Annotated in this window: 26 protein-coding genes and 1 pseudogene; 15 read left to right on the forward strand and 12 right to left on the reverse strand. The window is 64.7% G+C overall.

Features of this window, described 5'->3' with window-relative positions:
- The first annotated feature begins 12 nt into the window (after positions 1 to 12).
- Positions 13 to 462 (forward strand): pyridoxamine 5'-phosphate oxidase family protein, encoded by a 450-nt coding sequence (locus BQ8794_RS13880; protein WP_077378420.1) that lies wholly within the window; start codon positions 13 to 15, stop codon positions 460 to 462.
- Between the two features lie 586 nt (positions 463 to 1048).
- On the opposite strand, the pseudogene BQ8794_RS34660 reads toward BQ8794_RS13880, so the two are convergent.
- Positions 1049 to 1490 (reverse strand): annotated as a pseudogene (locus tag BQ8794_RS34660) (pseudoazurin).
- Positions 1491 to 1642: 152 nt separating this feature from the next.
- Between BQ8794_RS34660 and BQ8794_RS13900 the strand changes: the two are divergent.
- Positions 1643 to 2350, forward strand: a complete 708-nt coding sequence (locus BQ8794_RS13900; RefSeq protein ID WP_077378293.1) for a Crp/Fnr family transcriptional regulator — start codon at positions 1643 to 1645, stop codon at positions 2348 to 2350.
- A gap of 309 nt (positions 2351 to 2659) precedes the next feature.
- Here the strand turns inward: BQ8794_RS13900 and BQ8794_RS13905 are convergent, their stop codons facing one another.
- Entirely contained in the window at positions 2660 to 2923 is a 264-nt protein-coding gene (locus BQ8794_RS13905; protein WP_342188133.1) for a DUF1858 domain-containing protein, read from the reverse strand.
- A 206-nt stretch (positions 2924 to 3129) separates the two neighbouring features.
- Between BQ8794_RS13905 and BQ8794_RS13910 the strand changes: the two genes are divergently transcribed.
- The 11 genes from BQ8794_RS13910 (at position 3130) to BQ8794_RS37010 (ending at position 11214) form a co-directional block, all read left to right on the forward strand.
- A complete protein-coding gene (locus BQ8794_RS13910) occupies positions 3130 to 3531 on the forward strand; it encodes a group III truncated hemoglobin (RefSeq protein WP_244554942.1) in 402 nt (133 codons plus the stop codon).
- A gap of 132 nt (positions 3532 to 3663) precedes the next feature.
- A complete protein-coding gene (locus tag BQ8794_RS13915; protein ID WP_077378299.1) occupies positions 3664 to 4119 on the forward strand; it encodes an Rrf2 family transcriptional regulator in 456 nt (151 codons plus the stop codon).
- A 26-nt stretch (positions 4120 to 4145) separates the two neighbouring features.
- Complete coding sequence (gene ccoN / locus BQ8794_RS13920) at positions 4146 to 5783, forward strand: cytochrome-c oxidase, cbb3-type subunit I (protein WP_077378302.1); 1638 nt, start codon at positions 4146 to 4148, stop codon at positions 5781 to 5783.
- A gap of 3 nt (positions 5784 to 5786) precedes the next feature.
- Complete coding sequence (gene ccoO, locus BQ8794_RS13925) at positions 5787 to 6539, forward strand: cytochrome-c oxidase, cbb3-type subunit II (RefSeq protein WP_077378306.1); 753 nt, start codon at positions 5787 to 5789, stop codon at positions 6537 to 6539.
- A 14-nt stretch (positions 6540 to 6553) separates the two neighbouring features.
- Positions 6554 to 6724 (forward strand): cbb3-type cytochrome c oxidase subunit 3, encoded by a 171-nt coding sequence (locus tag BQ8794_RS13930; RefSeq protein ID WP_077378427.1) that lies wholly within the window; start codon positions 6554 to 6556, stop codon positions 6722 to 6724.
- On the forward strand, positions 6715 to 7596 hold the full coding sequence (gene ccoP / locus BQ8794_RS13935) for a cytochrome-c oxidase, cbb3-type subunit III (RefSeq protein WP_077378309.1): 882 nt from the start codon (positions 6715 to 6717) through the stop codon (positions 7594 to 7596). Before BQ8794_RS13930 ends, ccoP begins: the two co-directional genes overlap by 10 nt.
- Positions 7593 to 7787, forward strand: a complete 195-nt coding sequence (locus BQ8794_RS13940; RefSeq protein WP_077378312.1) for a hypothetical protein — start codon at positions 7593 to 7595, stop codon at positions 7785 to 7787. Before ccoP ends, BQ8794_RS13940 begins: the two co-directional genes overlap by 4 nt.
- A gap of 11 nt (positions 7788 to 7798) precedes the next feature.
- A complete protein-coding gene (locus tag BQ8794_RS13945; protein ID WP_077378315.1) occupies positions 7799 to 8617 on the forward strand; it encodes a DUF2189 domain-containing protein in 819 nt (272 codons plus the stop codon).
- Positions 8618 to 8620: 3 nt separating this feature from the next.
- A complete protein-coding gene (locus BQ8794_RS13950; protein ID WP_077378318.1) occupies positions 8621 to 10879 on the forward strand; it encodes a heavy metal translocating P-type ATPase in 2259 nt (752 codons plus the stop codon).
- Positions 10876 to 11064 carry a cbb3-type cytochrome oxidase assembly protein CcoS gene (gene ccoS / locus BQ8794_RS13955; protein WP_077378321.1) on the forward strand — a complete coding sequence of 63 codons (189 nt, stop codon included), beginning with the start codon at positions 10876 to 10878 and terminating at the stop codon, positions 11062 to 11064. Before BQ8794_RS13950 ends, ccoS begins: the two co-directional genes overlap by 4 nt.
- Positions 11065 to 11082: 18 nt before the next feature.
- Positions 11083 to 11214, forward strand: coding sequence for a hypothetical protein (locus tag BQ8794_RS37010; RefSeq protein WP_023798499.1), 132 nt, complete (start codon positions 11083 to 11085; stop codon positions 11212 to 11214).
- A gap of 28 nt (positions 11215 to 11242) precedes the next feature.
- Here the strand turns inward: BQ8794_RS37010 and soxA are convergent, their stop codons facing one another.
- Genes soxA through BQ8794_RS13995 form a run of 8 tightly spaced genes read right to left on the reverse strand, consistent with a single transcriptional unit; the run spans position 11243 to position 17548 of the window.
- Positions 11243 to 12022: a sulfur oxidation c-type cytochrome SoxA gene (soxA, locus tag BQ8794_RS13960; RefSeq protein WP_077378323.1), complete on the reverse strand. Its 780-nt coding sequence runs from the start codon at positions 12020 to 12022 to the stop codon at positions 11243 to 11245.
- The gene (soxZ, locus tag BQ8794_RS13965; protein WP_077378326.1) at positions 12022 to 12342 is read right to left on the reverse strand and encodes a thiosulfate oxidation carrier complex protein SoxZ; all 321 of its coding nucleotides are present in this window, start codon (positions 12340 to 12342) and stop codon (positions 12022 to 12024) included. Before soxZ ends, soxA begins: the two co-directional genes overlap by 1 nt.
- Positions 12342 to 12824, reverse strand: coding sequence for a SoxY-related AACIE arm protein (locus BQ8794_RS13970; RefSeq protein WP_077378329.1), 483 nt, complete (start codon positions 12822 to 12824; stop codon positions 12342 to 12344). The genes soxZ and BQ8794_RS13970 overlap by 1 nt, the downstream gene beginning before the upstream one ends.
- Positions 12825 to 12826: 2 nt before the next feature.
- Positions 12827 to 13276, reverse strand: a complete 450-nt coding sequence (gene soxX, locus BQ8794_RS13975; RefSeq protein WP_077378332.1) for a sulfur oxidation c-type cytochrome SoxX — start codon at positions 13274 to 13276, stop codon at positions 12827 to 12829.
- Positions 13276 to 14556 (reverse strand): NAD(P)/FAD-dependent oxidoreductase, encoded by a 1281-nt coding sequence (locus BQ8794_RS13980; protein WP_174654434.1) that lies wholly within the window; start codon positions 14554 to 14556, stop codon positions 13276 to 13278. Before BQ8794_RS13980 ends, soxX begins: the two co-directional genes overlap by 1 nt.
- On the reverse strand, positions 14543 to 14905 hold the full coding sequence (locus BQ8794_RS13985) for a c-type cytochrome (RefSeq protein WP_244554944.1): 363 nt from the start codon (positions 14903 to 14905) through the stop codon (positions 14543 to 14545). The genes BQ8794_RS13980 and BQ8794_RS13985 overlap by 14 nt, the downstream gene beginning before the upstream one ends.
- Positions 14892 to 17066, reverse strand: a complete 2175-nt coding sequence (locus BQ8794_RS13990) for a xanthine dehydrogenase family protein molybdopterin-binding subunit (RefSeq protein ID WP_077378338.1) — start codon at positions 17064 to 17066, stop codon at positions 14892 to 14894. The genes BQ8794_RS13985 and BQ8794_RS13990 overlap by 14 nt, the downstream gene beginning before the upstream one ends.
- An 11-nt stretch (positions 17067 to 17077) precedes the next feature.
- Positions 17078 to 17548 (reverse strand): (2Fe-2S)-binding protein, encoded by a 471-nt coding sequence (locus BQ8794_RS13995; RefSeq protein WP_023798506.1) that lies wholly within the window; start codon positions 17546 to 17548, stop codon positions 17078 to 17080.
- A 311-nt stretch (positions 17549 to 17859) separates the two neighbouring features.
- Here BQ8794_RS13995 and BQ8794_RS14000 point away from each other — a divergent pair, with 311 nt between their 5' ends.
- Positions 17860 to 18579 carry a response regulator gene (locus BQ8794_RS14000; RefSeq protein WP_077378341.1) on the forward strand — a complete coding sequence of 240 codons (720 nt, stop codon included), beginning with the start codon at positions 17860 to 17862 and terminating at the stop codon, positions 18577 to 18579.
- Positions 18576 to 20057 carry an ATP-binding protein gene (locus BQ8794_RS14005; RefSeq protein ID WP_077378344.1) on the forward strand — a complete coding sequence of 494 codons (1482 nt, stop codon included), beginning with the start codon at positions 18576 to 18578 and terminating at the stop codon, positions 20055 to 20057. Before BQ8794_RS14000 ends, BQ8794_RS14005 begins: the two co-directional genes overlap by 4 nt.
- A 397-nt stretch (positions 20058 to 20454) precedes the next feature.
- Here the strand turns inward: BQ8794_RS14005 and BQ8794_RS14010 are convergent, their stop codons facing one another.
- Complete coding sequence (locus BQ8794_RS14010) at positions 20455 to 21729, reverse strand: RNA polymerase sigma factor (protein WP_077378433.1); 1275 nt, start codon at positions 21727 to 21729, stop codon at positions 20455 to 20457.
- 31 nt (positions 21730 to 21760) lie between these two features.
- Complete coding sequence (locus BQ8794_RS14015) at positions 21761 to 22111, reverse strand: YciI family protein (protein ID WP_023797731.1); 351 nt, start codon at positions 22109 to 22111, stop codon at positions 21761 to 21763.
- Between the last annotated feature and the right edge of the window lie 412 nt (positions 22112 to 22523).

The raw sequence follows: 22523 nt of genomic DNA on the forward strand, positions 1-22523 counted from the left end.
AGGAGTTCCGCCATGATAATTCGACAACTATCCCTCGCCCAATGCACCGCCCTGATTTCTGAGAATCGGCTCGCCCGGCTCGCCTGCTCGTCCGGTAACCAGCCCTACCTTGTGCCAATCTACTACGCCTACGACGATAGATGCACCTATTCCTTCACTATGCCGGGCCGAAAGCTGGACACCATGCGGGGCAACCCTCAAGTGGCGCTTCTGGTCGAGGAAAAAGGTGAGGCCCGTTCTTGGAAGAGCGTCGTCGCCGAAGGCCGCTTCGAGGAGTTGCCCGACCGCATTGACATCAAACGAGAGCGCGACCGGGCCTGGTCTCTGCTCAGCCAGCACGCCAACTGGTGGGAACCCGGCGCGCTGAAGCCCGTCATTGCACCGCTCGTCGACCATCCTTCGCACGTCTTCTTTCGAATCCATGTCGAGCGGATGTCCGGGCGCGAGGCCCATGAGAAATGAGGCAGAGCGGCGGATGCGCGTCGACGTCGAGCGTCACAGGAGCTACTCGACCAGCAGGGCGAACGCCTTCCTGACGGCCGCCCGGTGCGGTTGGCGCCAGACCCACTGTCAGATCAAGACAAGCAGCGTCATCCGGCGCGGCAGCTGCCACGAAACCAAAATGGGAAGCGTTCAACTCAATAGCAGTCCCGTCACGGCCCGCGTGAACGGCTCTCTCTGGATCACGTGCGGCGCTGACCGCGCTTGTAACCTGCGCTAGGAAGGTGGCCCAACTTCCTGGATGTGAAGCTTCGCGGATGATTGGGCAGGCCTTCGCAAGGAATCAGGAACGACGCCTGGCGCGGCCTCCGGCAGCCAGTTCTCCAAGAGCCGCCGGTCCTCCTTGGAAAAGGAAGACCGGCGGACGAGGTCGGCGAAGCTGTGGCCCGGGTGGCAGCGGTCATATCGCCGCGACGTTTCCTCCCAGAACGCGGGATCGTGGTCGGCGCGCCTTGGCGCCAAGCCTGCCTGTCCGCTCGGTCCGTCACTTCCGCCTCCTTGACGCGGCCCCCGCCGTCCGCGCCATTTCGCGTCTGTTGGCCCCGCGCTACTTGGCCGCCACGGCCTGGCCGAAGAGTTCGGCGAACACGGCTTTGGCCTTGCCCGTCTGCTTGACGGCCTTCGCTGCGTCGAGGTTGACCGGCTGGCCCACCTCGATCAGGGCGATTGCCCATTCCGTAGTGCGGCGCACACTTGACGCCGTAGACGCCTTCCTTATCGAGCGTTACCGTGAAGACCTCGTTGAACTTGCTCTTGAAGGCCTCGGCGCCTTCCGGGAGCATGCCTTTGATCGTTTCCACGTTGTGGCCCTTGTCGGTCGGCACTTAGCGAATGGTGTCGCCGGGGGCGGCGCTGACGAAGTCGGGTTGGAACACCATCGCACCCTTCTCGCCCTTGTTCAGCATCGTGACCTCGATTTCGGCCGCGCCAGCCGCGCCCACGGTCGCGACGGCCGCGCCTAGCGCCAGTGCTGCGATGAGCTTCTTCATTTTCTTGGTCCTTTCCTGGTATGCGGCTCCAATGCCGTTGATGGCTTGATAGCGCGTGACGCCAACAGGCAGTTTGCGCTGGCGCAAATAGCCGCTAGAAATCGAACAGGAGCAGCGCCCCACAGGAGCGCCCCAGACTGGAAGCGAAGACAATGCCTCTCGACAGGTCCCTGATTTCGGGATTGCCCGCGTTTGCCGGCCTCGACGGCAAAGACCTCGATGCTATTCTCTCGCGGGCGCGGTCCTCCCGCTTTCCCAAGGATTCGGAGGTGTTCGGACAAGAGGAGGAGGCCACCTCCTTCTTCCTGCTCCTGTCGGGCCATATCCGCGTCGTCCGCACTTCGCCCGAAGGACATCAGGTGATCGCGCGATACATCACTGAGGGTGAACTCTTCGGCATCGCCATTGCAATGGGCAGGACGACCTATCCGGCGTCCGCGGTCGCGGCGGTTGATTGCGTCGTCCTCGCCTGGCCCAATTCCGCGTGGGCAGAACTGCAATCGCGTTTCCCGGCGTTCGGGGCCAGTGCCTACCGCACGATCGGTTCCCGCCTCCAGGAAACCCAGGCGCAAGTCATGGAGATGTCGACCCAGCAGGTCGAGCAGCGCATCGCCCACGCGTTGCTTCGTATCGTCAGCCAGTCCGGACGAAAGACGCCAGAGGGGATCGAGATCGACTTTCCAATCACTCGTCAGGACATCGCGGAGATGACCGGAACGACGCTCCATACGGTCAGCAGGCTGCTCAGCGCCTGGGAAGACCAGGGTATAGTAAGGAGCGGGCGCCAGAAGGTCACCGTGACTGACCCGCATGCGCTCATGCTGGTGTCTGAGCACAGGCGCAAGGGGCCGGCTGCATAGCGCCGCCGTCACGTCGCAGCCATAAACGGACGCGTTCAATACGAGCTTTGTAGAATGGGGAGCAATCGGGGGTTCCGATAAGTTCCCACCGTCGAGTCGCGTCGGAAGCCGACTCTACGAAAAGGGCCAGGTGAATGATGGCCAACTCCGGTCGCGTCCCGCAAACTTTGATCTGGATCAAGACGCATTCAGCAGCGAGCGGTAATCGACATCAGCCAAACGTTTGGAATTCCAATGATCTCGGTGACAGATCCGCTATTTTGCCAACTGCCTCTCCGGATGGAGCGTGCCGCATGCGGCGCATGCGGTTCAAAGCGCCGCGACGCCGTCACCGAGGAAGACCGACGGCGCGTTCGCAAGCGGATCGCTGCTTACCGCCTTGAGAAGTTCCTGGGAGAAGGATTCCAGGTCGACCCGATGGGCGTGGCATGCGTCGGCGACCGTATGGAAGATTCCGATCGGACAGCCGATGCAGAGCATTCTGTTGCGGATCATGACCCTTATGGTTGCCGGCCATCTCCGCATGATCTCGTCGACCGTCATATCGGGATCGATGGTTTCGAGTTGGTTCACGATAGTCGTCTCCAAAGAAGACCATCTAAACCGTCCGCCTCGCCCGGAACTTTGCGCAGGCGCAAACAAATGGCGGAACGAGAGGGCTGGGACGAACTGCGCGCTTGCCGTGCGGAAGTCTGGCACCTAAAAGTAGCAGACACGATACCACTTTGTGTGCTGCGATGATTTCTGCTGTTTACGATCGCGCCCGTCCGCAGGCAGAAATGCCGCTGTCCCACCCGTTGGTCGACCGCGTGTTCATCGGCGCGCTTGTCCGCGATTTCTACGTCCGCGTCAGGTCGGATGCTCGCCTCGGACCCGTCTTCGCTGCGGAAATCCACGGCGACTGGGAACCGCATCTGGAGAAGATGACCGACTTCTGGTGTTCGGTCATTCTGAAGAATGGCGCGTACAGCGGCCGCCCCGTGCCTGCGCACATCAAGCTGAAGCAGGTGCGCGAGGAGGATTTCGACGTATGGCTCGGTCATTTCCGCAAGACCGTCGAAGAGCGATGCCCGCCTGAGGTAGCCGAAGTGTTCGTCGACCGCGCCGAAAGGATCGCGCGGAGCTTGAAGGTCGCCATGTTTTTCCGGCTTGAGCCCCCGACCGCGGGGGCGGCGGGATGATAAACTTGGAAGGGCAGACTTTTCCCGAGACGACGGCTTTCGTAGCGGCGTTTTGGGCGGGCATGCTCGCGCTGACGTCGCATTTTCGTCTAGGATGGGTTCTTTCTCCGATGAGAACCAGGAATCCGCGGGATGCGTCTCACCTTTCAGACGGACTATGCGCTCAGGATGCTGATCTACCTGGCGGTCCACCAGGGAAGACCGTGCCGAGTGACCGACGTGGCCGCGGCATACGGGATATCACGCAATCACCTCCTGAAAGTGGCTTTCAGGCTCGGGCGACTGGGTTACCTCACCACGGCTCGGGGGCGCACCGGCGGCATAGCGCTCGCCCGGCGGCCGGAGGACATCAACTTGGGTGAGGTAGTGCGGCACATGGAAGACGACTTCGCTCTGATGGAGTGTATGCGCAGGGATGGCGGCCTTTGCGTCATATCTCCTGCCTGCCGGCTCGAGGGCGTCGTCGTCAAGGCGCTGGAGGCGTTTCTCGCTGTCTTCGATGGCTATACTCTGGCTGACATAGCCGGAAACAGATTCGAACTGACTAAGTTGCTTGAAACGCGTAGAGTTTCTGGGGAAGTTGCCTGAGCGAATGCCGTACCTGGAGGGAATGCATGATATCGAACCTCACGTCCTCTGAACGGCAGTACGCCTTGCTCATCGCGGTGGCAGTAGCGCTCGCGGGACTCGCCATGGCAGCCCTCGGACGCTCGGATACTCTCGGGGTGCACGGCGTCATCGTCATGCTTTTCGCGGGCGTCGTAATCTACCTCATCATGTCGTCGCTCTACGGCCCCGAACCGACCGAAGACCGCGCAGTCTCGTACTACGACGATCCCATCAAGGTCGGGATCGTGCTGTCGATGGCCTGGGCTGTCTTCGGGATGTTCATGGGCGTGTGGGTGGCCGCGCAGCTCGCCTGGCCAGACCTCGCCTTCGATGCGGCCTGGTCCAGCTTCGGGCGGCTGCGGCCAACGCATACGTCCGGCGTCATCTTCGGGTTCGGCGGCAACGCGCTGATTGCGACCTCTTTCCACGTCGTGCAGCGCACGTCTCGGGCGCGGCTGGCCGGGCAGATAAGTCCTTGGTTCGTGCTTCTCGGCTTCAACCTGTTCTGTGTTCTGGCCATTTCCGGATATCTGCTCGGTACCACCCAGTCGAAGGAGTACGCGGAAGCCGAGTGGTACGCCGACTTGTGGCTGGTGATCGTCTGGGTGACCTACTTCATTCTTTACATCGCCACGATCGCGCGTCGGAAAGAGCCGCACATCTACGTCGCCAACTGGTACTTCATGGCCTTTATCCTGGTCGTGGCCATCCTGCACATCGTCAACAACCTCGCTCTGCCAGTGTCCTGGGGGCACGCCAAGAGCTACACGATCTGGCCGGGCGTGCAGGACGCGATGGTGCAGTGGTGGTATGGCCACAACGCGGTTGCGTTCTTCCTCACCGCCGGTTTTCTCGGCATGCTCTACTACTACCTGCCGGTTCGGGCGCAGCGGCCGATCTTTTCTTACCGTCTCTCGATCCTGAGCTTCTGGGGCATCACCTTCTTCTACATGTGGGCGGGTTCCCACCACCTGCACTACACCGCGCTGCCGCACTGGGTTCAGACGCTCGGCATGACATTCTCGGTCATGCTGCTGGTGCCATCCTGGGCTTCGGCCGGCAACGCGCTACTTACCCTCAACGGTGCTTGGCACCGAGTGCGCGACGACGCGACGCTACGCTTCATGATGGCCGCGGTGGTCTTCTACGGACTCTCGACCTTCGAAGGGTCGTTCATGGCGATCCGGCCCGTCAACTCGCTCAGCCACTACACCGATTGGACTGTCGGCCACGTCCACGCAGGGGCGCTGGGCTGGGTCGCGCTCATCACCTTCGGCTCCGTCTACACGCTCGTCCCGGCGCTCTGGAAGCGCGAGCGGATGTATTCGGCCGCGCTCGTCGAGGTCCATTTCTGGCTCGCGATCGCCGGAACGCTGATCTACGTCTTCGCGATGTGGAATTCCGGCATCATCCAGGGGCTGATGTGGCGAACCTATACCGAGGAAGGCGCTCTCGCCTATTCGTTCGTCGATTCATTGGTGGCAATGTATCCATACTATATCGCCCGCGCCTTCGGCGGACTGCTGTTCCTGCTGGGCGCGGTGGTTGGCTGCTACAATATCTGGATGACGGTCCGCTCCGCGCCGCTCGCGGTGCGAGAGACCGACGCGCCCGTCGTCCCCGCCGCAGTGCCGGGAGAATGACGGATGCCTGAACTGTTCCACCGCAAGCTCGAGCGCTCGGCCATCGGCTTCGTCATCGCGATCATCGCCGCGGCGAGCGTTGGCGGCATCGTCGAGATAGCGCCGCTGTTCACCATCGACGAAACCATCGAGCACGCGCCCGACATGCGGGTTTACACCCCGCTGGAGCTCGCGGGCCGCAACATCTATGTCCGCGAAGGCTGTTACGCCTGTCACAGTCAGATGATCCGAACCCTGCGCGACGAGGTCGAGCGCTACGGTCCGTATTCGCTCGCCGTGGAATCCCAATACGACCGGCCGATGCTCTGGGGGTCGAAGCGCACCGGTCCCGACCTCGCCCGCGTCGGCGGCAAATATTCGGATTTTTGGCACGTGGCACACCTGACCAATCCACGTGACGTCGTGCCGGAATCGAACATGCCCGCCTATACCTGGCTTGCCCGTACGACGCTGAAGACGGACGACCTGCCGCAGCATCTGGCGGCCCAGCGCGCACTCGGCGTACCCTATACGGACGCGATGGTGGAAAACGCTGCCCGCGACGCCTACGGGCAGGCGACCCCCGACACTGATTTCTCAAGCGGGGTGACCGAGCGGTATGGTGACAAAACCCTGGTGAGCGCATTCGATGGCGTCACCACACACGTCACCGAGATGGACGCGTTAGTGGCTTACCTGCAGGTGCTGGGCAGACTGACGGGAGCCGCGTACGAGGATACGGCGGCGCCGGAAAAGAAGCCGGACCCGGAAAGCTGACGGGAAGACCCATGATGGATTTCGACCACGACACGCTCGTTGCCCTCTCCAAGAGCTGGGGCCTTTTCTACCTGATGGGCTTCTTCCTCTGTGTCGTTGTCTACGCCTTCTGGCCGTCCAACCGGAAACGTTTCAACAGGGCCAAGACCAGCATCCTCGATCGGGACGACAAGCCATGGAGGTAAGCGAACGCGATCCCGCTACCGGCCGCGAAACGACTGGCCACGAGTGGAACGGCATCAAGGAATTGGACACGCCGGTCCCGCGCGGGGTCCTGATGTTCCTGATCGTCACGCATATCTGGGCGCTCGCATGGTGGTTCCTTGTGCCGGCATGGCCTTTGGGAACGACCTACACGAAAGGGCTTCTGGGCGTTGATCAGCAGACGACGGTTGAAGCACGCGTGATTGAAGGTCAGCGCGAGCGCGCCGCCTGGACGGCCCGGCTCGAATCCGAACCCTACGACGCCATCATGGCGGACGAAGCTTTGATGCAGACCGTCCGTCACACCGGGCGGCAGCTGTTCGGCGACAACTGCGCCGCCTGCCACGGACGCGACGGCAAGGGCGGCGCGAACTATCCCGACCTGACGGACGACGACTGGCTGTGGGGCGGCGGCCCCCAGTTGATCGAGCAGACGATGCGCGTCGGCATCAACACCGTCCATCCCGAAAGCCGTGTCGGGCAGATGCCTGCTTTCGGCCGCGACGATATGCTCGACCGGAACCAGGTACGCGACGTTGCCGCCTATGTCTACTCGCTCACAAATCCCGACACCTCGACACCGCAGAACCTCGACCGCATCAACGCCGGGAAGGAAGTCTTCGTGACGACATGCGCGGCCTGTCATGGCGAGAACGCGCAAGGCAATCGCGAGGTCGGAGCGCCGAACCTGACCGATGCGTACTGGGTCTACGGCGGAAGCATGGACACCATCATCGCCTCCATCCACGGCGGCCGGCAGGGCCACATGCCGACCTGGGACGAGCGGCTGACCACCGCGGAAATTCGGACACTTGCGCTTTTTGTCCATGATCTGGGGACGCGCCAGCCATGACCACCCGCAGAAGTACTCGCTTTCCCTGCGGATGGATCCTCTGGTTGCTCGTCCCGGCGGGGCTACTGCTCTTTGCGGGCGCCAACGCGCATCTTGTCTACGTGGCGTTCCAATCGCAGCCGGACTGCGTGGCGCACGTGAAGGATACCGGCGACGGCGGCGGTTATCGCGCCGCCAAGTCAGCCTGCTGAAGGAGAAAGTCATGGGCGAGGCCGACGAATCCTACTGGCTGCTGAGCGAGACATCCGGCATCGGGGAAACCCGGGATCCCAAGCTTCAACGCCACCTTCCCGTCCTGGAAGGATTGCGTTGGCTCGCTGCGGGCTGGCGCGATTTCTGGACCCACCCCGCCTCCAGCCTTGCTTACGGTGTCGGCGTTTTCGTGCTTTCGGTGGCGTTCGTGTGGACCCTCATCGAGTTCGGTCGCGACTATATCCTGTTCCCATCGCTTGCCGGCTTCCTGATCGTCGCGCCGTTCCTGGCGATCGGGCTTTACGAGAAGAGCCGCGCGATCGGCGAAGGCCGCGAAATCGGACTTGCCGCAATGCATCGTGTGCGCCCTAGGGCTGGCGCGCAGATCTTCTTCACGGGCCTGCTTCTCTGTCTCCTGATGCTGCTCTGGATGCGGGCGGCGGTTCTCCTGTGGGCCCTGTTTTTCGGCGTGACGGCATTTCCGGGCCTCGACAATGTGATCGGGATACTGATTGGCACGCCATACGGATGGGCGATGTTGATCATAGGAACGGCGATCGGCGGTCTGTTCGCATCTTTTGCATTCGCGATCAGCGTCTTTTCGGTGCCGATGCTGCTTGACCGGCGCGTCGATGCTCTGACCGCGATGGCCACGAGCATGAAGCTGGTGTGGAACAATCTGCCGCCGATGATCGCCTGGGGCGCCATGGTGCTCGTGCTTTTCGGCATCTGCGTCGCCACCGGCCTTATCGGCATGATCGTCATCTTCCCGCTGCTCGGACACGCGACATGGCACGCCTACCGGGCAGTGGCCCCGCCGGAGGCCTGATCGATGAGTTGCTGCGCGCCGGGAACCGAGGCGGCCCTGATGATTGGGCCCGGGCGGCGCGAGATCGTCCCGCAAGAGGTGGTCTTTGCGAGCCGAGATCTCGGCGATGGTACAATTCAGACGGACTTTTCCGTCCCGCAGGTGCATTGCGCAGGCTGCATCGGCGCGATCGAAGGCTTGCTCAGCCAAGTCGAGGGCATCGTTTCCGCGCGGGTGAACCTGACTGCAAAACGTGTCGTAGTGAAGTGGCGGCGGGACGGCGCCGTGCCGCCGATGATCGAAACGCTTCGAAAAGCCGGTTACGAAGCAACACTCGCCGAGCCTCAGAATGGAGACGGCGATCCGGAGATGGGCCGCTTGCTGCGCGCCACGGCCGTTGCCGGCTTCGCCGCCATGAATATCATGCTTCTTTCCGTCTCGGTCTGGTCGGGAGCGGACGCCGGCACGAGGCACGCATTCCACCTGATCTCCACGGCCCTCGCGTTGCCGACGCTGGCCTATTCGGGCCGGATTTTCTTCGCTTCCGCGTGGAGCGCCCTGCGAGGCGGCCGGACGAACATGGACGTGCCGATCAGCGTCGGCGTGCTGCTCGCATTCGGCCTCAGCGCATACGATACGGTGACGGGCGGAGCCCATGCTTACTTCGATGCGGTGACATCGTTGCTGTTCTTCCTGCTGGCTGGACGCGCTGTGGACCAGGCGATGCGCGGACGCGCTCGCGAAGCGGTCAGGTCGCTGGCGCGGATGATGCCGCGAGGCGCCACGGTGCTCACGTCGGATGGTGGACGCGAATATCGGGACGTATCCGCTATCCGCAGCGGCGAGACCGTCCTTGTCCTCGCGGGAGAGCGCGTGCCAGCCGATGGCACCGTAATTTCCGGAAACGCCTCACTCGACCTGTCTGTTGTGACGGGCGAGTCCGCCCCGGAGTCGGTCCGACCGGGGGCCAGCGTGCTGTCGGGATCGCTCAACCTCGACGGGCCGCTGACGTTGCGTGTCGACCGACCTCAGAAAGATTCCTTCCTTGCTGACATGATGAGGTTGATGGAGGCTGCCGAAGGCGGCCGCGCGCGTTACCGGCGCATCGCCGACCGGGCCGCCTCGCTTTATTCGCCGGTGGTCCATCTGCTTGCCTTCGCCACCTTTGCAGGGTGGATGATCGCCACCGGAGACCTGCACCGATCACTGACGGTGGCGATCGCCGTCCTCATCATCACCTGCCCATGCGCGTTGGGCCTGGCCGTGCCGATGGTCCAGGCCGTCGCTGCGCGGCGTCTCTTCGCTCTCGGTGTGACCCTCAAGGACGGCGCGGCTTTGGAACGGTTGGCCGAAGTCGATCACGTCGCACTGGACAAGACGGGTACGCTCACCTCAGGTCTGACAAAAGTGGCGTCTTACACCGTGCCGGACGACGAGATCGAAGCGGCCTCCGCGCTTGCTCGGTTCTCTCGGCATCCTGCCTCGCGAGCGGTGGCCGCGCTGCGTCCGGCCGGGCAGGCTGCCGTCGAGCATCTTCGGGAGGAGCCCGGAAACGGCATCGAAGGCACGGTCGGCGGCCGCGTTTACAGGCTCGGCCGCAGATCCTGGGTCGACGCCCGCTCCACTGCCGGTTCCGCCTCGGCCGAAGCCTGGTTGTCGGCTGACGGCCGCGTCCTCGGCGCGTTCCGGATTTCCGACAGCCTCCGTCTCGGAGCCGCCGCCGCTACAAAGCGCCTGCGCAGTCTCGGTCTCGGCGTCGAGATCCTGTCCGGAGACGTGGAAACGGAGGTAAGGAAGGTGGGAGGCATGCTCGGCGTAGCAGCAGCCACTGCCGGGATGCTTCCTCGCGACAAAGTCGCGCGGTTGGAAGTCCTGCGCGCGGAGGGACGCAAGGTGCTGATGGTCGGTGACGGCCTCAACGACGCGCCCGCATTGGGAACAGCTCACGTGTCGATGGCGCCCTCCTCAGCTGCGGACGTCGGGCGCAACGCGGCCGATCTCGTGTTCCTGGGCTCCAGCCTGGACAGCGTTCCGAAAGCGATCACCATTGCACGCAAAGCCAGGCAGCTCATCAGCCAGAACATTGGGCTCTCCATCCTTTACAATGCGCTCGCCCTCCCGCTCGCGGTTACAGGCCACGTTACGCCGCTGGTCGCGGCTGTGGCGATGTCCACATCATCCATCCTGGTGGTTGCCAATGCGCTTCGTCTTTCGGGTCCGAGCCAAGATCCGCAAGGAATACAAGGTGACGTGACGTCCACCTGTCTCGCGGAGGCTGCATGAGCCTGCTCGCTTGGCTGGTCCCCGTAGCACTCGGCATGGGCCTGGTTGGGCTTCTCGCCTTCCTTTGGTCGATGAAAAGCGGCCAGCTCGAGGACCTGGACGGAGCAGCGGAGCGGGTGCTTCTCAACGAGGCGGCCGACACACCGTTGCCGGATCTGGAACAGCCATCGCCGAATAGGCGTTGATCTTGAAGGGAAGCGACAATGGGCGAAACTGCCGACAGGAAATTTGACTGGATTGCGGGGCTGGCGACTGTGTCCGGCGTTGCGGTGATGGTTCCAAGCCTTGTCGCGCTTGCAGTCGCCCTGATCGCGGTGATAGCCGCTTTGTTCTAGGCAGGAAACGACCGGCCACAGCCCGGCATCACGGCCGCACGGCCGGCGTCTCGACCAGAAGGCCGCGGGCCTGCTCCGTCAGATGGAGCTCCAGGTCGACGAGTTCGGGCGCGCCGAATGCGAACGGCTCGGCTCTGACCCCGATCATGCAGTTGCGCAGGCGCCGCTGCAGCGAACCGACCGTCTGCCACTCCAGTCGGTAGAGCGGATAGCCGCTCGGATGCGCCTGCGGGATGACACTGCCGCCGAGCCGTTTGCCCCAATTGTCGTCGTGGCAGGAGGCGCAGGAGAGCTCGAGCTGTCCGATGCGGCTCTGGAACAGACCCCGGCCGTTGTCGCGAAACCGCGCGAGCCGGGCGTCGGTCGCCGGTGTGATTGGCATGCCGCGCGACTGATGCGTCACATAGGCCGTCAGGGCGAGCAAAGCGTCAGACTCCGGCGCCAGCGGCTCGGCCTGCTGCCGCTCCGCTCGACAGGAGTTGATACGCCCGGCAAGGTCGATCGGCCGGCCCGTCGCCGCATCAAAGGCTGGGTAGCGCGCGGCAACGCCGCGCATCGTCTGGCGCGCATCGTCATGGCAGCCGGAGCAGGCGACATCCGCCCTGCCCTGCGCCTGCTGCCAGAGCTGCTCGCCCTGCAGCACCCACAGCATGCCGGGATTGCTCATGTCGTCGGCCTGCAGCGCCTGCGTCTCCGGCGTCATGAAGTCGAAGCCGGAGCGCTTCTCGCCGTCTTCGATGCCGGCGGCAGAGACAATGCCGCAAATAGCGGCGACAGCGACGGCTGCAAGCCACCAGAGTGCATGCATCAGTTCACTGTGATCGTCGCCGACGCCGTTTGGGTCTTCCCCGCATCGTCGGTCCAGGTGAAGTCGATCGTGCCGCTCGTCGTGGCAACCAGCGAAAAGGCAATGAACGGGTTGGCCGACACCGCTGGAAAGAGATCGGCCGAAAACACCGCCTCGCCGTTGTAGGTGCAGGCGAAACGGCGGATGATGTCGCGGGGGATGTTGGAGCCGTTCGGGCCGATACGATAGCCGGTTTCCATGGGATGGGCGATCATCGCCTTGATCTCGACGACTTCGCCCTGCTGGGCCACTTTCGGCACATTGACGAGCGCGCGCGCCATTATGAAAGGTCCTCGATACAGGCGGCCAGCGTGACGATGGCGCTCGCCCGGCTCGACCAGAAGCTGCCGTCGCTCATCTCGGCGACGGCGACAACGACCTGCGAGGTCGCGAGCCTGATCCGCGTCGAGACCATGGCGCGGCCGGAGCGCGGCCCGAGGTGGAAAACCGCGACATTCGCCTCCGGGTTTTTCTCGTTGAAGACCGCGATGCGCCGGACATGGTCGTCTTCGGTCATTGGGCTCTCGGCGACGACTGCGATCCCGACGGCGTTGCCGTTCTCGACCAGAGGCGGCAGGTCGAGCCGGACGCGGCCGTCGAGAACGTTGGCTCCCCCGGTGAAGGTCCGGATCGCTTCCTCGAGGCTCGGACGGGCAACGGCCCAGCGCGGCAGGCTGATCGCCAGCAGGGCGGTCATGCCGGCCCGAAGAAACTGCCGCCGTCCGACCAGGCCTGCATAAATTCGAAGCGGGTCTTCGTGCATGATCACCCCTTCAGCGTCGTGAGATAGGCGACGATATCCTCGATATCGGCGCCGCCCAGGATCGGCTTGCTGCGCCAGACGGTGGCGACACGCCGGCCTTGCTCATCCGCGACCCGATAGTAGGAAGGCATGATCGTGTTCGGCACGAGCCACTTCATGTCGACCACGCGCAGCCGGATCTGGCCTTCCGAAAGTCTTGCCCCGACACCGGTCAGGTCGGGCGCCAGCGTGCCGTGCAGATGCGCGTCGGGAAACGGCCCGCTGTGGCAGAGCGTGCAGAGGCTGCGCTGCCGGTCCGCGATCAGCGCGGCGCCGCGCGCCGGATCACCCTTGCCGCCGACCAGGGGCTGCATGATCGCATCGCCGGTCACGACATAAGACCGCCTCTCCTCGCCGGCACCGGGCGAGGCCCCAAGCTGCAATCCCATCAGAGCCAGAAATGCCACCCTCATCATCCGAACACTTCACTGGTGATCGTCCGGAACCAGTCCTGCGCATAGGCCGCTTCCAGTTCGCGGACCGAAAGCGGCGCTTCGAGCGGGCTGGTGCCGCCCGCACCCTCCACCTCGGCAAGCAGCCCGTCACGCGGCTGGTAGACGCCGGCGATCGAAATGCCATAACCGGGCGCGACCAGGCTGTAGCAGGTGTTGATGAGTTTCGGCTGCGCCAGCGGCCGCTCCCTGACCAGGGCGGCGACCGCCGCGGCGCAAGCTTTTGCCTGGGCGTTGGCGCTGAAGGCGGATTTCGGCATCGCCCCGCCGATCGCCGCGTCGCCGATGACGTGGATCGCCGGCTGCAGGCGGGACTCGAAGGTGACCGGGTCGATCGGGCACCAGCCCGTCTGGTCGGCAACGCCGGCCGACTGCGCAATCGCGCCCGCACGCTGCGGCGGGATCACGTTGGCGACATCGGCCTTGTGATTGCCGAACTCGGTCACCAGCGTCCTTGTCGCGGGGTCGACTTCCGTCACCCTGCCCCCCGACGACAGCGGCACCCATTCGATCAAGCCGGGATAGAGCTCTTGCCAGGCCGCTTCGAACAGCCGCTGCTTCGAAAAGGCGTCCTTGGCGTCGAGGATGATCAGCTTGGATCTGGGCTTGCTGGCCTTGAGATAATGCGCGATCAGGCTCGCCCGCTCGTAGGGACCGGGCGGGCAGCGGAACGGATTAGCTGGCGCGGCGAGGATGACGATCCCACCGTCCGGCATCGCCGCGAGCTGGTCGCGCAGCAGCAGCGTCTGCGCCCCCGCCTTCCAGGCATGCGGCATCGTCGCCGCCGATGCCTCGTCGTAGCCCGGCAAGGCGTCGAAGCGCAGGTCGACGCCGGGCGCCAGCACCAGCCTGGTGTAGCCGATGTCCGTACCATCCTCCAGCCGAACGCGCCGGCGCTCGGCATCGACGGCGACAGCCCGCTTGCGGATCAGCGCGATGTCGCCGAACTGGTCATAGCGGCCAAACTTGTCATAACGGAAGGCCTGCGCCTCGATGCCGCGCAGCCCGGCAATCACGGCATTGCTGAACGGGCAGGCCAGATAGGCGGCCTCTGGCTCGATCAGCGTCACGGCAAGATCGCGATCCAGCCGTTTCAGCGCGCGGGCGCAGCTTGCCCCGGCAAAGCCGCCGCCGACGACGATCACGCCGGGCTGCGTCTGTGCGCGCACCTGCGGCGCGGCAAGGACGGCCACGGCGACGCTGGCCGCCACGCCGCCGATCAGGGCTCTACGGCTGGGCATGGCGTGCCGCCTCCGGCTTGGCGAGCCATTCGGCGATGGCGCGTGTCTCCTCCTCGGTAAATCCCCTGGCAATGCGATCCATGACCGTCGCCTTGCGCTCACCGGAACGGAAGGCGTGCATCTGGGTGACGATCTCATCCGCCGCATGGCCGTCGAGCGAGGGGATGGCTGAGCCGAGCGCCGCCGGCCCGTGACAGCCGGTGCATGCCGTGGCGCCGGGCGCCGCGTCGGCCCATGCCGGCGCGCTGGCCAAAAGCGCCGCAAGCAGGCCAGGCGCCGCAAGCAGGACAGGCGCGAGCGATCGTCCGCCGCGCCTGTTCTTCGCGCGCCTCATATCATGCGAGGTCATGGTTCTTCAGCGGCAGCGTGCGGATGCGTTTTCCGGTGGCGGCGAAGATCGCATTGAGGACGGCCGGCGCGGCGACCGCGATGGTCGGCTCGCCGACCCCACCCCAGAAGCCGCCGGACGGCAGGATGATCGTCTCCACATCAGGCATTTCTGCCATGCGCAGGACCTCGTAGCTGTCGAAGTTTTCCTGCTCCATGCGGCCGCCGTTGACGGTGCATTCGCCGTAGATGCAGGCGGAAAGGCCATAGACGAAGGAGCCCTCGACCTGCCGCTCCACCTGTGCGGGGTTGACGACATGACCCGGATCGGTGGCCGCCACGATGCGATGGATCCTGAGCTGCCCATCGGTGACCGAAACCTCCGCTGCCGCCGCCACATAACTGCCAAAACCCATGATCTGCGCCAGGCCGCGGTGAACGCCGGCCGCGGGCGGGGTGTCCCAGCCGATCCGTTCGGCAACCGCCTCCAGCACGGCGAGATGCTTCGGATGTTTGGCCATCAGCTTGCGGCGGAAGGCGAGCGGGTCGACGCCGGCCGCATGGGCGAGTTCGTCCATGAAACACTCGACGTAGAGCGCGTTCTGGTTGAGGTTGACGCCGCGCCAGAAGCCTGGCGGGATCGGCGGGTTGCGCATGGCATGGTCGACAAGCAGATTGTCCACCGTATATCCCAGCGTGCCTTCGGTGCCGCTGAGGACGAGGCCCTGGAAGACCACCGGGTCCATGCCGTTCTGCATGCCTTGCGGCCGCACCGCAGCAAGGATCGACTGGCCGGATATGCGCATGTGCAGAGCGGTCAGGTTGCCGTCCGCATCGAGCGCGCCCGTCAGCCGGCATCGGGTGGTCGGGTGATAGGCGCCGTGCAGCATATCCTCTTCGCGCGACCACATGAGCTTTACCGGCGTTCCCGGCACCTGCTTGGCAATGCTGACCGCCTGGCGCACATAGTCCTGGAAGTTGCCGCGCCGGCCGAAGCCGCCGCCGAGATGGATCTTGTGCACCTCGCATTGCTGCACCGGCAGGCCGGCGGCCTCGGCCGCTGCAGCAAGGCTCGCCTCGCCATTCTGGGTCGGCACCCATACCTCGCAGCGCTCCGGCGTGTAGAGCGCCGTCGCGTTCATCGGCTCCATGGTCGCGTGGTTCTGGTAGGGGAAGGCATAGGTCGCCGTGATCGTCCGGCCGGCGGCGGACAGGGCAGCACCGGCGTCACCTTGCTTGGCGCCGATGAAGGCATCGTTTGCGGCGAGCCCCTCTTCGAGCATCGCCGCGATCGAGGCGCTGGTGACCTGCCTGTTGGGACCTTCGTCCCAGACGATCGGCAAGGCATCGAGAGCGGTCTTCGCCCGCCACCAGGTGTCGGCGACAATCGCAACGGCGGTCTCGTCGACCTGAACGACAGTGCGCACGCCCGGCATGGCCGCGACCGCCGCCGCGTCGAAACTCTCCACCTTGCCGCCGAAATACGGGCAGGCCCGGATCGCCGCATTGAGCATGTTCGGCAGCTTGAGATCGGCGCCGTAGACTTGGCTGCCGTTGAGCTTGTCGGCCGTGTCGAGCCGTGGCAGCGGCTTGCCGGCTATGGTCCAGTCCTTCGGGTCCTTGAGCGTGACATTGGCCGGCGGCGTCATTCGCGCGGCGGCGGCAGCCAACTGTCCATAAAAGGTGGCGCGATCTGATGCTGCATGCGTGACCATGCCCATCCTTGCGGTGCATTCGCTGGCCGGCACGCCCCATTCGGCGGCCGCGGCGGCAATCAGCATCTCGCGCGCAACGGCGCCGCCAATGCGCACATACTCGTGCGACTCGCGGATGCCGCGGCTGCCGCCGGTCGAGAAATTGCCCCACACGCGGTCGCGCGCCAGGTTCTGGGCCGGCGACGGATATTCCGTCGTGACCTTGGCCCAGTCGCAATTCAGCTCCTCGGCGACGAGTTGCGCCAGGCCGGTCAGTGTCCCCTGCCCCATCTCGGAGCGGGCGATGCGGATGACCACCGTATCGTCGGGCCTGATCACCACCCAGGCATTGATCTCCGGCGCTGCCTCGCTGCCCTCGGCACGTGCCGGCTTGATGAACGGCACGTTGAATCCGAGGGACAAGCCGCCGGCCGAGGCGGCCACGCCGATGATGAAGCTGCGGCGGGAGAGGGAAATTATGGCGTTCATGACTGTTCTCCTCAACCGCGTTGCGTGGCTTCGCCGGCTTTGGCGGCCAGCTTGATCGCGGCGCGCACCCGGTTGTAGGTGCCGCAGCGGCAGATGTTGGTGATCTCGGCGTTGATGTCCTCGTCCGCGGGGTTCGGGTTCTGCATGAGCAGACCCGCCGCAGCCATGATCATGCCGGCCTGGCAGTAACCGCATTGCGGCACATCGAGCGCCAGCCAGGCCTGCTGGACCGGATGCGAGCTGTCCGGCGAAAGCCCCTCGATGGTGGTGATTTGCTGGTCGGGCTCGACCGCGCTCACCGGAAGCACGCAGGAGCGCGTGGCGACGCCGTCTATATGGATGGTGCAGGCGCCGCAGGCGGCAACGCCGCAACCGTACTTCGTTCCGGTAAGCCCGATCTGCTCGCGGATCACCCACAGCAGCGGCGTGTCCGGATCGACCTCGATGTCACGTGGCGTGCCGTTGATGATCAATCTGGCCATTGTGCAATCCTTTCGATCAAAGGCTGGCGAGGACCGAAGTCTGGATGCCGCCCCTGGCGACAAAGACCGGACGTCCCGGCTAGCGACGAGGCCAAGTTAGGCGGGAGCTGTCGCAGAACCTTGTCCCGAACACCCGCAGTTCATCGCAAGTTGTCGCGGGCACCGCGCTCTGATACATTTCGTTACACTTCTCACGCTTTGTTGATGTCGGGCGAGATTGCCGCCATGGCGCGGAAGGTGATCATCCGTGTAGACGCAAACTAGATATCGTCGATACTGACCGACTATTCAGCGGCGACTTGGAGCATTGCATGGAAGTGGCGCAGCACATCGCGGTCGTCGACGACCACAGGGACATCCGCGATCTCGTGGGGAAATACCTCACCCAGCAGGGTTATCGCGTCAGCGTCGCCGACAGCACGGCCGCGCTCAAGCGGCTGCTCGACCGCAGCCTGCCCGATCTTATCGTCCTCGACGTCATGATGCCTGGCGAGGACGGCATTGCCGCCTGCCGGCACGTGCGCGGAACGGTCGACGTTCCAATCATCTTCCTTACCGCCATGGCCGAGGAGGTCGACCGGATCGTCGGTCTCGAGATCGGGGCGGACGACTACGTGACGAAGCCGTTCAATCCGCGGGAATTGCTGGCGCGGATCAAGGCTGTGCTCAGGCGCGTTCACAGCCTGCCGCCGCAGCGCGGTCGGCTCAAGGCGAACGCTCTGCGCTTCGACCGCTGGACCCTGAATGTCGGCCGCCGCGAGTTGGTCGGGCTCGACGGCGTGGCGGTCGCGCTCAGCACGGCCGAATTCCGCCTTCTCACCGCTTTTATCGAGCATGTCGGGATCGTGCTCAGCCGGGATCAGTTGCTCGACCTCACCGCCGGGCGCTCGACCGACGGTTTCGACCGGGCCGTCGACAACCAGGTGAGCCGGCTGCGCAAGAAGATCGAGGCGGACCCAAAGAATCCGATGCTGATCAAGACGCACTGGGGCGGCGGCTACTGCTTCACCGCCGAGGTGGCCCAGGCATGATGCTGTTGTGGAGACGCAGCCTGGCGGCCCGCTTCCTCATGCTGGTGCTGCTTGCGCTCGCCCTGTCGCAGGCGATCACCTTCCTGATCTCGTGGGACGAGCGCGGACAGGCCCTGCAGGCGGCAGCCAAGGGCGAGTTCGTCAGCCGCACGTCCTCGCTTGCCATCTTGCTGGACACGACGCCGCCCTCGCTTCGACCCGACATCCTCACCGTCAGCGGCACGGCCTATACGCGCTTCTGGACCTCGCACGACGGGCCGGGCAATCCCCTCGCCTGGCAACAGGAGGCGCTCGCGCAACTCGCCAAGCCGCTGCCCGGGATTGCCGCCAAATATGCCGCCTACATGAACGGGCAGGCCTCGAACGCGGTCGCTGCCGCCGATCCTTCGGTGCCGCCGCGCATGCTGGACCTGTCCGGCAGTGGCAGCCCGTTCACCCGACCTGCCAAGTTTCTTTATCTGGACGGCGCCCCAAACGGCATGGGGCTTTCCGTCCGCCTTGACGACAGCACCTGGCTGAATGCCGCCTACGCCAAGGTGATGCCGAGCGCCTTCTGGACCGCGCAATCGGCGATATCGCTGGCGCTCACCGCGCTCATCCTGTCCGCCATAGCGCTTTTCGGGGCACAGGCAATCGCGCGTCCGCTGCGACGGCTCGCCAATGCCGCAGAACTGTTCGGCCGCGGCGAGGCCGTGCCGCGGCTGCCGGAATCAGGGCCGGACGACATCCGCCAGACCGCCGAGGCGTTCAACCGCATGCAGGAGCGCCTGCAGCGCTTCGTCGAGGATCGCACGCGCATGCTGGCGGCGATCAGCCACGACCTGCGCACGCCGCTGACCTCGCTCCGGCTGCGCGCCGAGTTCGTCCAGGATCACGATCTCCAGGAGAAGATGCTGAAGACCATCGAGGAAATCCAGACGATGACGGAAGCAGCGCTCGCCTTCGCGCGCGAGGACGCCGCGGTGGAGGAGACGCGAACCGTCGATCTTTCGGCGCTGGTCGGCAGCCTCTGCGACGACCTCGAGGAGCTGGGCCAAAACGTCACCGTCAGCGACGGGCCCAAGGTGCTGTACCGCTGCCGGCCGGACTCGCTGCGCCGGGCTATCCGCAACCTCGTCGAAAATGCCGTCCGCTACGGCGAGCGGGCCAAGGTAAGCCTGGTCAGGAGTCACGACAGCCTGGACATCGTGGTCGAGGACGCCGGACCCGGCATTCCGCCAGGCGACATGGAACAGGTGTTCGCGCCCTTCTTCCGCCTGGAGCAGTCGCGCAACCGGGAGACCGGTGGCGTCGGGCTCGGCCTGTCAATTGCCCGCGCCATCGCCCGCCATCATGGCGGCGACATCGTGCTGGAAAACCGGAGTAACGGCCTTCGCGCGGTCATCAGGCTGCCGCTGATCGACATGGCCAAGCAGCTTGCCCCGGCGCCTGTGCCTGAGACGAGCCCTCCGACCGGACTGCGATCCTTGCCGGCTTGACCGAAACCGTCCCGCGATCGCGCCAGGCGCTCACATTTTCCTAACATTCCGGCTAATTAAACGGCGCGCCATGATCGCGGCCCAAAAGGTCCGCTAAGCGCCAATACCAGTCAGCCAGATGCATACTCGCGGATGACTGCAATGGGGCCGTGGGGGCGGACTTGCGGCTTAGAGGCTCGGAATGTCAGAAGCTTTCGGGAGCCTATATCCGTTCCCAAAAACCGGACATTGAGCGCAACCAGCGGTTCTGACCCTAGGCTGCCGTTCCACCTTGGAAGTTCGGGCCGGGTGGGACAGCGGACGTTCCGCGATATCCAAGTCAGACCTTACACAGGAAAATGACAAAAGCCCGGAAGCGGTCGATCCGGGGTCGATCATGTCCTTGTCTGATCAGGGATTATGATGACATCGCTGCGTCGGCCGCCTCGGCGGCGCGCCGCCTCAACAGGGCATGTTCCCGCCTGTTGCCCGCCAGCGCCGCGGCTGCTTCGAACGCGGCGCGCGCCTCCTCGTAGCGGCCGAGTTTGCGGAGCAGGTCGCCGCGAACGCTCGGCAGCAGGTGATAGCCTTTGAGCGCCGGCTCGCGCGAAAGGCGGTCCACGATCACCAGCGCCACTTCTGGGCCCTCGGCCATGCCGACGGCAACCGCGCGGTTGAGGTCGATGATTGGCGAGCGCACGACAGCCGCCAGCTCCGCATAAAGTCCGGCGATGCGCGACCAGTCGGTATCACTTGCCGTCCTCGCCTGGGCGTGGCAGGCGATAATCGCCGCCTGTAGGGCGTAAATGCCGCCCGCTCCGCCTAGATCGCGCGCTCGCCCGAGCGCCTGCATCCCGCGCCGGATCTGGAGCTGGTCCCAGAGTGCGCGGTTCTGGTCCAGCATGAGGATTGGCTCGCCCTCGGCGTCAGTACGAGCCGCCGTGCGCGAGGCGTTCAGCTCCATCAGAGCGAGCAGTCCATGGGCTTCGGGCTCGTGCGGCACGATGGAGGTGAGCACGCGGCCCATGCGAAGCGCTTCATTGCAGAGCTGGGGGCGCAGCCAGTCCTCGCCGCGCGCCGCGGTGTAGCCTTCGTTGAAGATGAGGTAGACGACCTCCAGCACCGAGGAGAGCCGCTTTGAGAGCTCCTCGCCGCTTGGGGTCTCGTAGGCCAGCCCCGATTCCGAAAGAGTCCGCTTCGCGCGCACGATGCGCTGGGCGATCGTCGCCTCCGGCAACAGGAAGGCCCTGGCGATCTCCTCGGTTGTCAGGCCGCAGATCATCCGCAGTTCCAGCGCCGCGCGCGCCTCGCGCGACAGTCGCGGGTGACAGGCGGTGAAGATGAGTCGAAGTAGTTCATCGCCTATGTCGTCGTCCAGGGCCGAGTCGAGGTCGGGCATGGCCTGCTGCTCCTCCTCCATGTCCCAGGCGATAATGTCGTGCTTGCGCTCGAGCATCCGGCTGCGGCGCAGATGATCCAGGGCCCGGCGCTTGGCGGTCGCCATCAGCCAGGCGCCGGGTTTTTCCGGAACGCCTGTGGCGGGCCACCGCTCAAGGGCGGCCAGCAGGGCTTCCTGCGTCAAATCCTCGGCCAACGGCACATCGCGCAGCATCCTCGCCAGACTGGTGATCAGGCGGGGCTGCTCGATCCGCCACACGGCGAGGATCGTGCGATGGGCGTCGGCGACCGTCATGGCCGCCGACGCCGTCTGCAGGAACGTCGCCTCAAGGGCCGGCAAACGCGCGGACCTCGCACGTGCCCTCCCAATCCGGCATGAAATCCTTGTGGAGCTGCATGAACTCGACCGCCGACGCCACGGCCTCTTCCTTGTTCCGGAACTCCATGATCGCGTAGCCGCCGATGACCTCCTTCGCCTCGACGAACGGACCGTCGATGACGCTGAGCTTCCCCTCGGCGATGCGCACTTGTGCGCCCATCGCGACCGGCGTGAGCCCGCCCATGTCGACCATGCGGCCGGCCTTGATTTCTCGGTCGGCGAGCTTGTTCATCGCCTCGATGAGTTCCGCCGTCGGCGGTCCAGCGTGGGCGGAAGTGACGAACGACATGAAGCGCATTTGAGAACTCCTCCTGAGGCGAGCCGCGGACGTGATGGCCGCTGAACAGTCTCGCTAATTAAGTCGACGAACCAGCCCCCGGCGGATCGACACGCGCTTTGAATAAAATCACGCCCAGGCTGTAATGACGATGGGCGAGTGAACAAGGTTCGATTGACCAACCCCATCTAACGCCGACAGCTCCTCCAGCGTGGTGAGTTGCGTTGCCATGTCAATTTTGACGGCTAGAAGGCTGCTTGCGCATTCTTGAGGGGCAGTGGTTCTAACTTCCGCTAAGAGGTCAACTCCCGCCGTTGGCGGGTGTCAACTGAATGGCCAGTTCTGGCGCAACGGAGCCGGCCGGGCATCGGCTCGGATTATACCGCGATGGAGCGTTCTACGTCGCAATCGGTGAAGGTTTTTCGATGCGGGC

Origin of the sequence: Mesorhizobium prunaredense (assembly GCF_900156895.1) — a bacterium.
GTDB lineage: Bacteria > Pseudomonadota > Alphaproteobacteria > Rhizobiales > Rhizobiaceae > Mesorhizobium > Mesorhizobium prunaredense.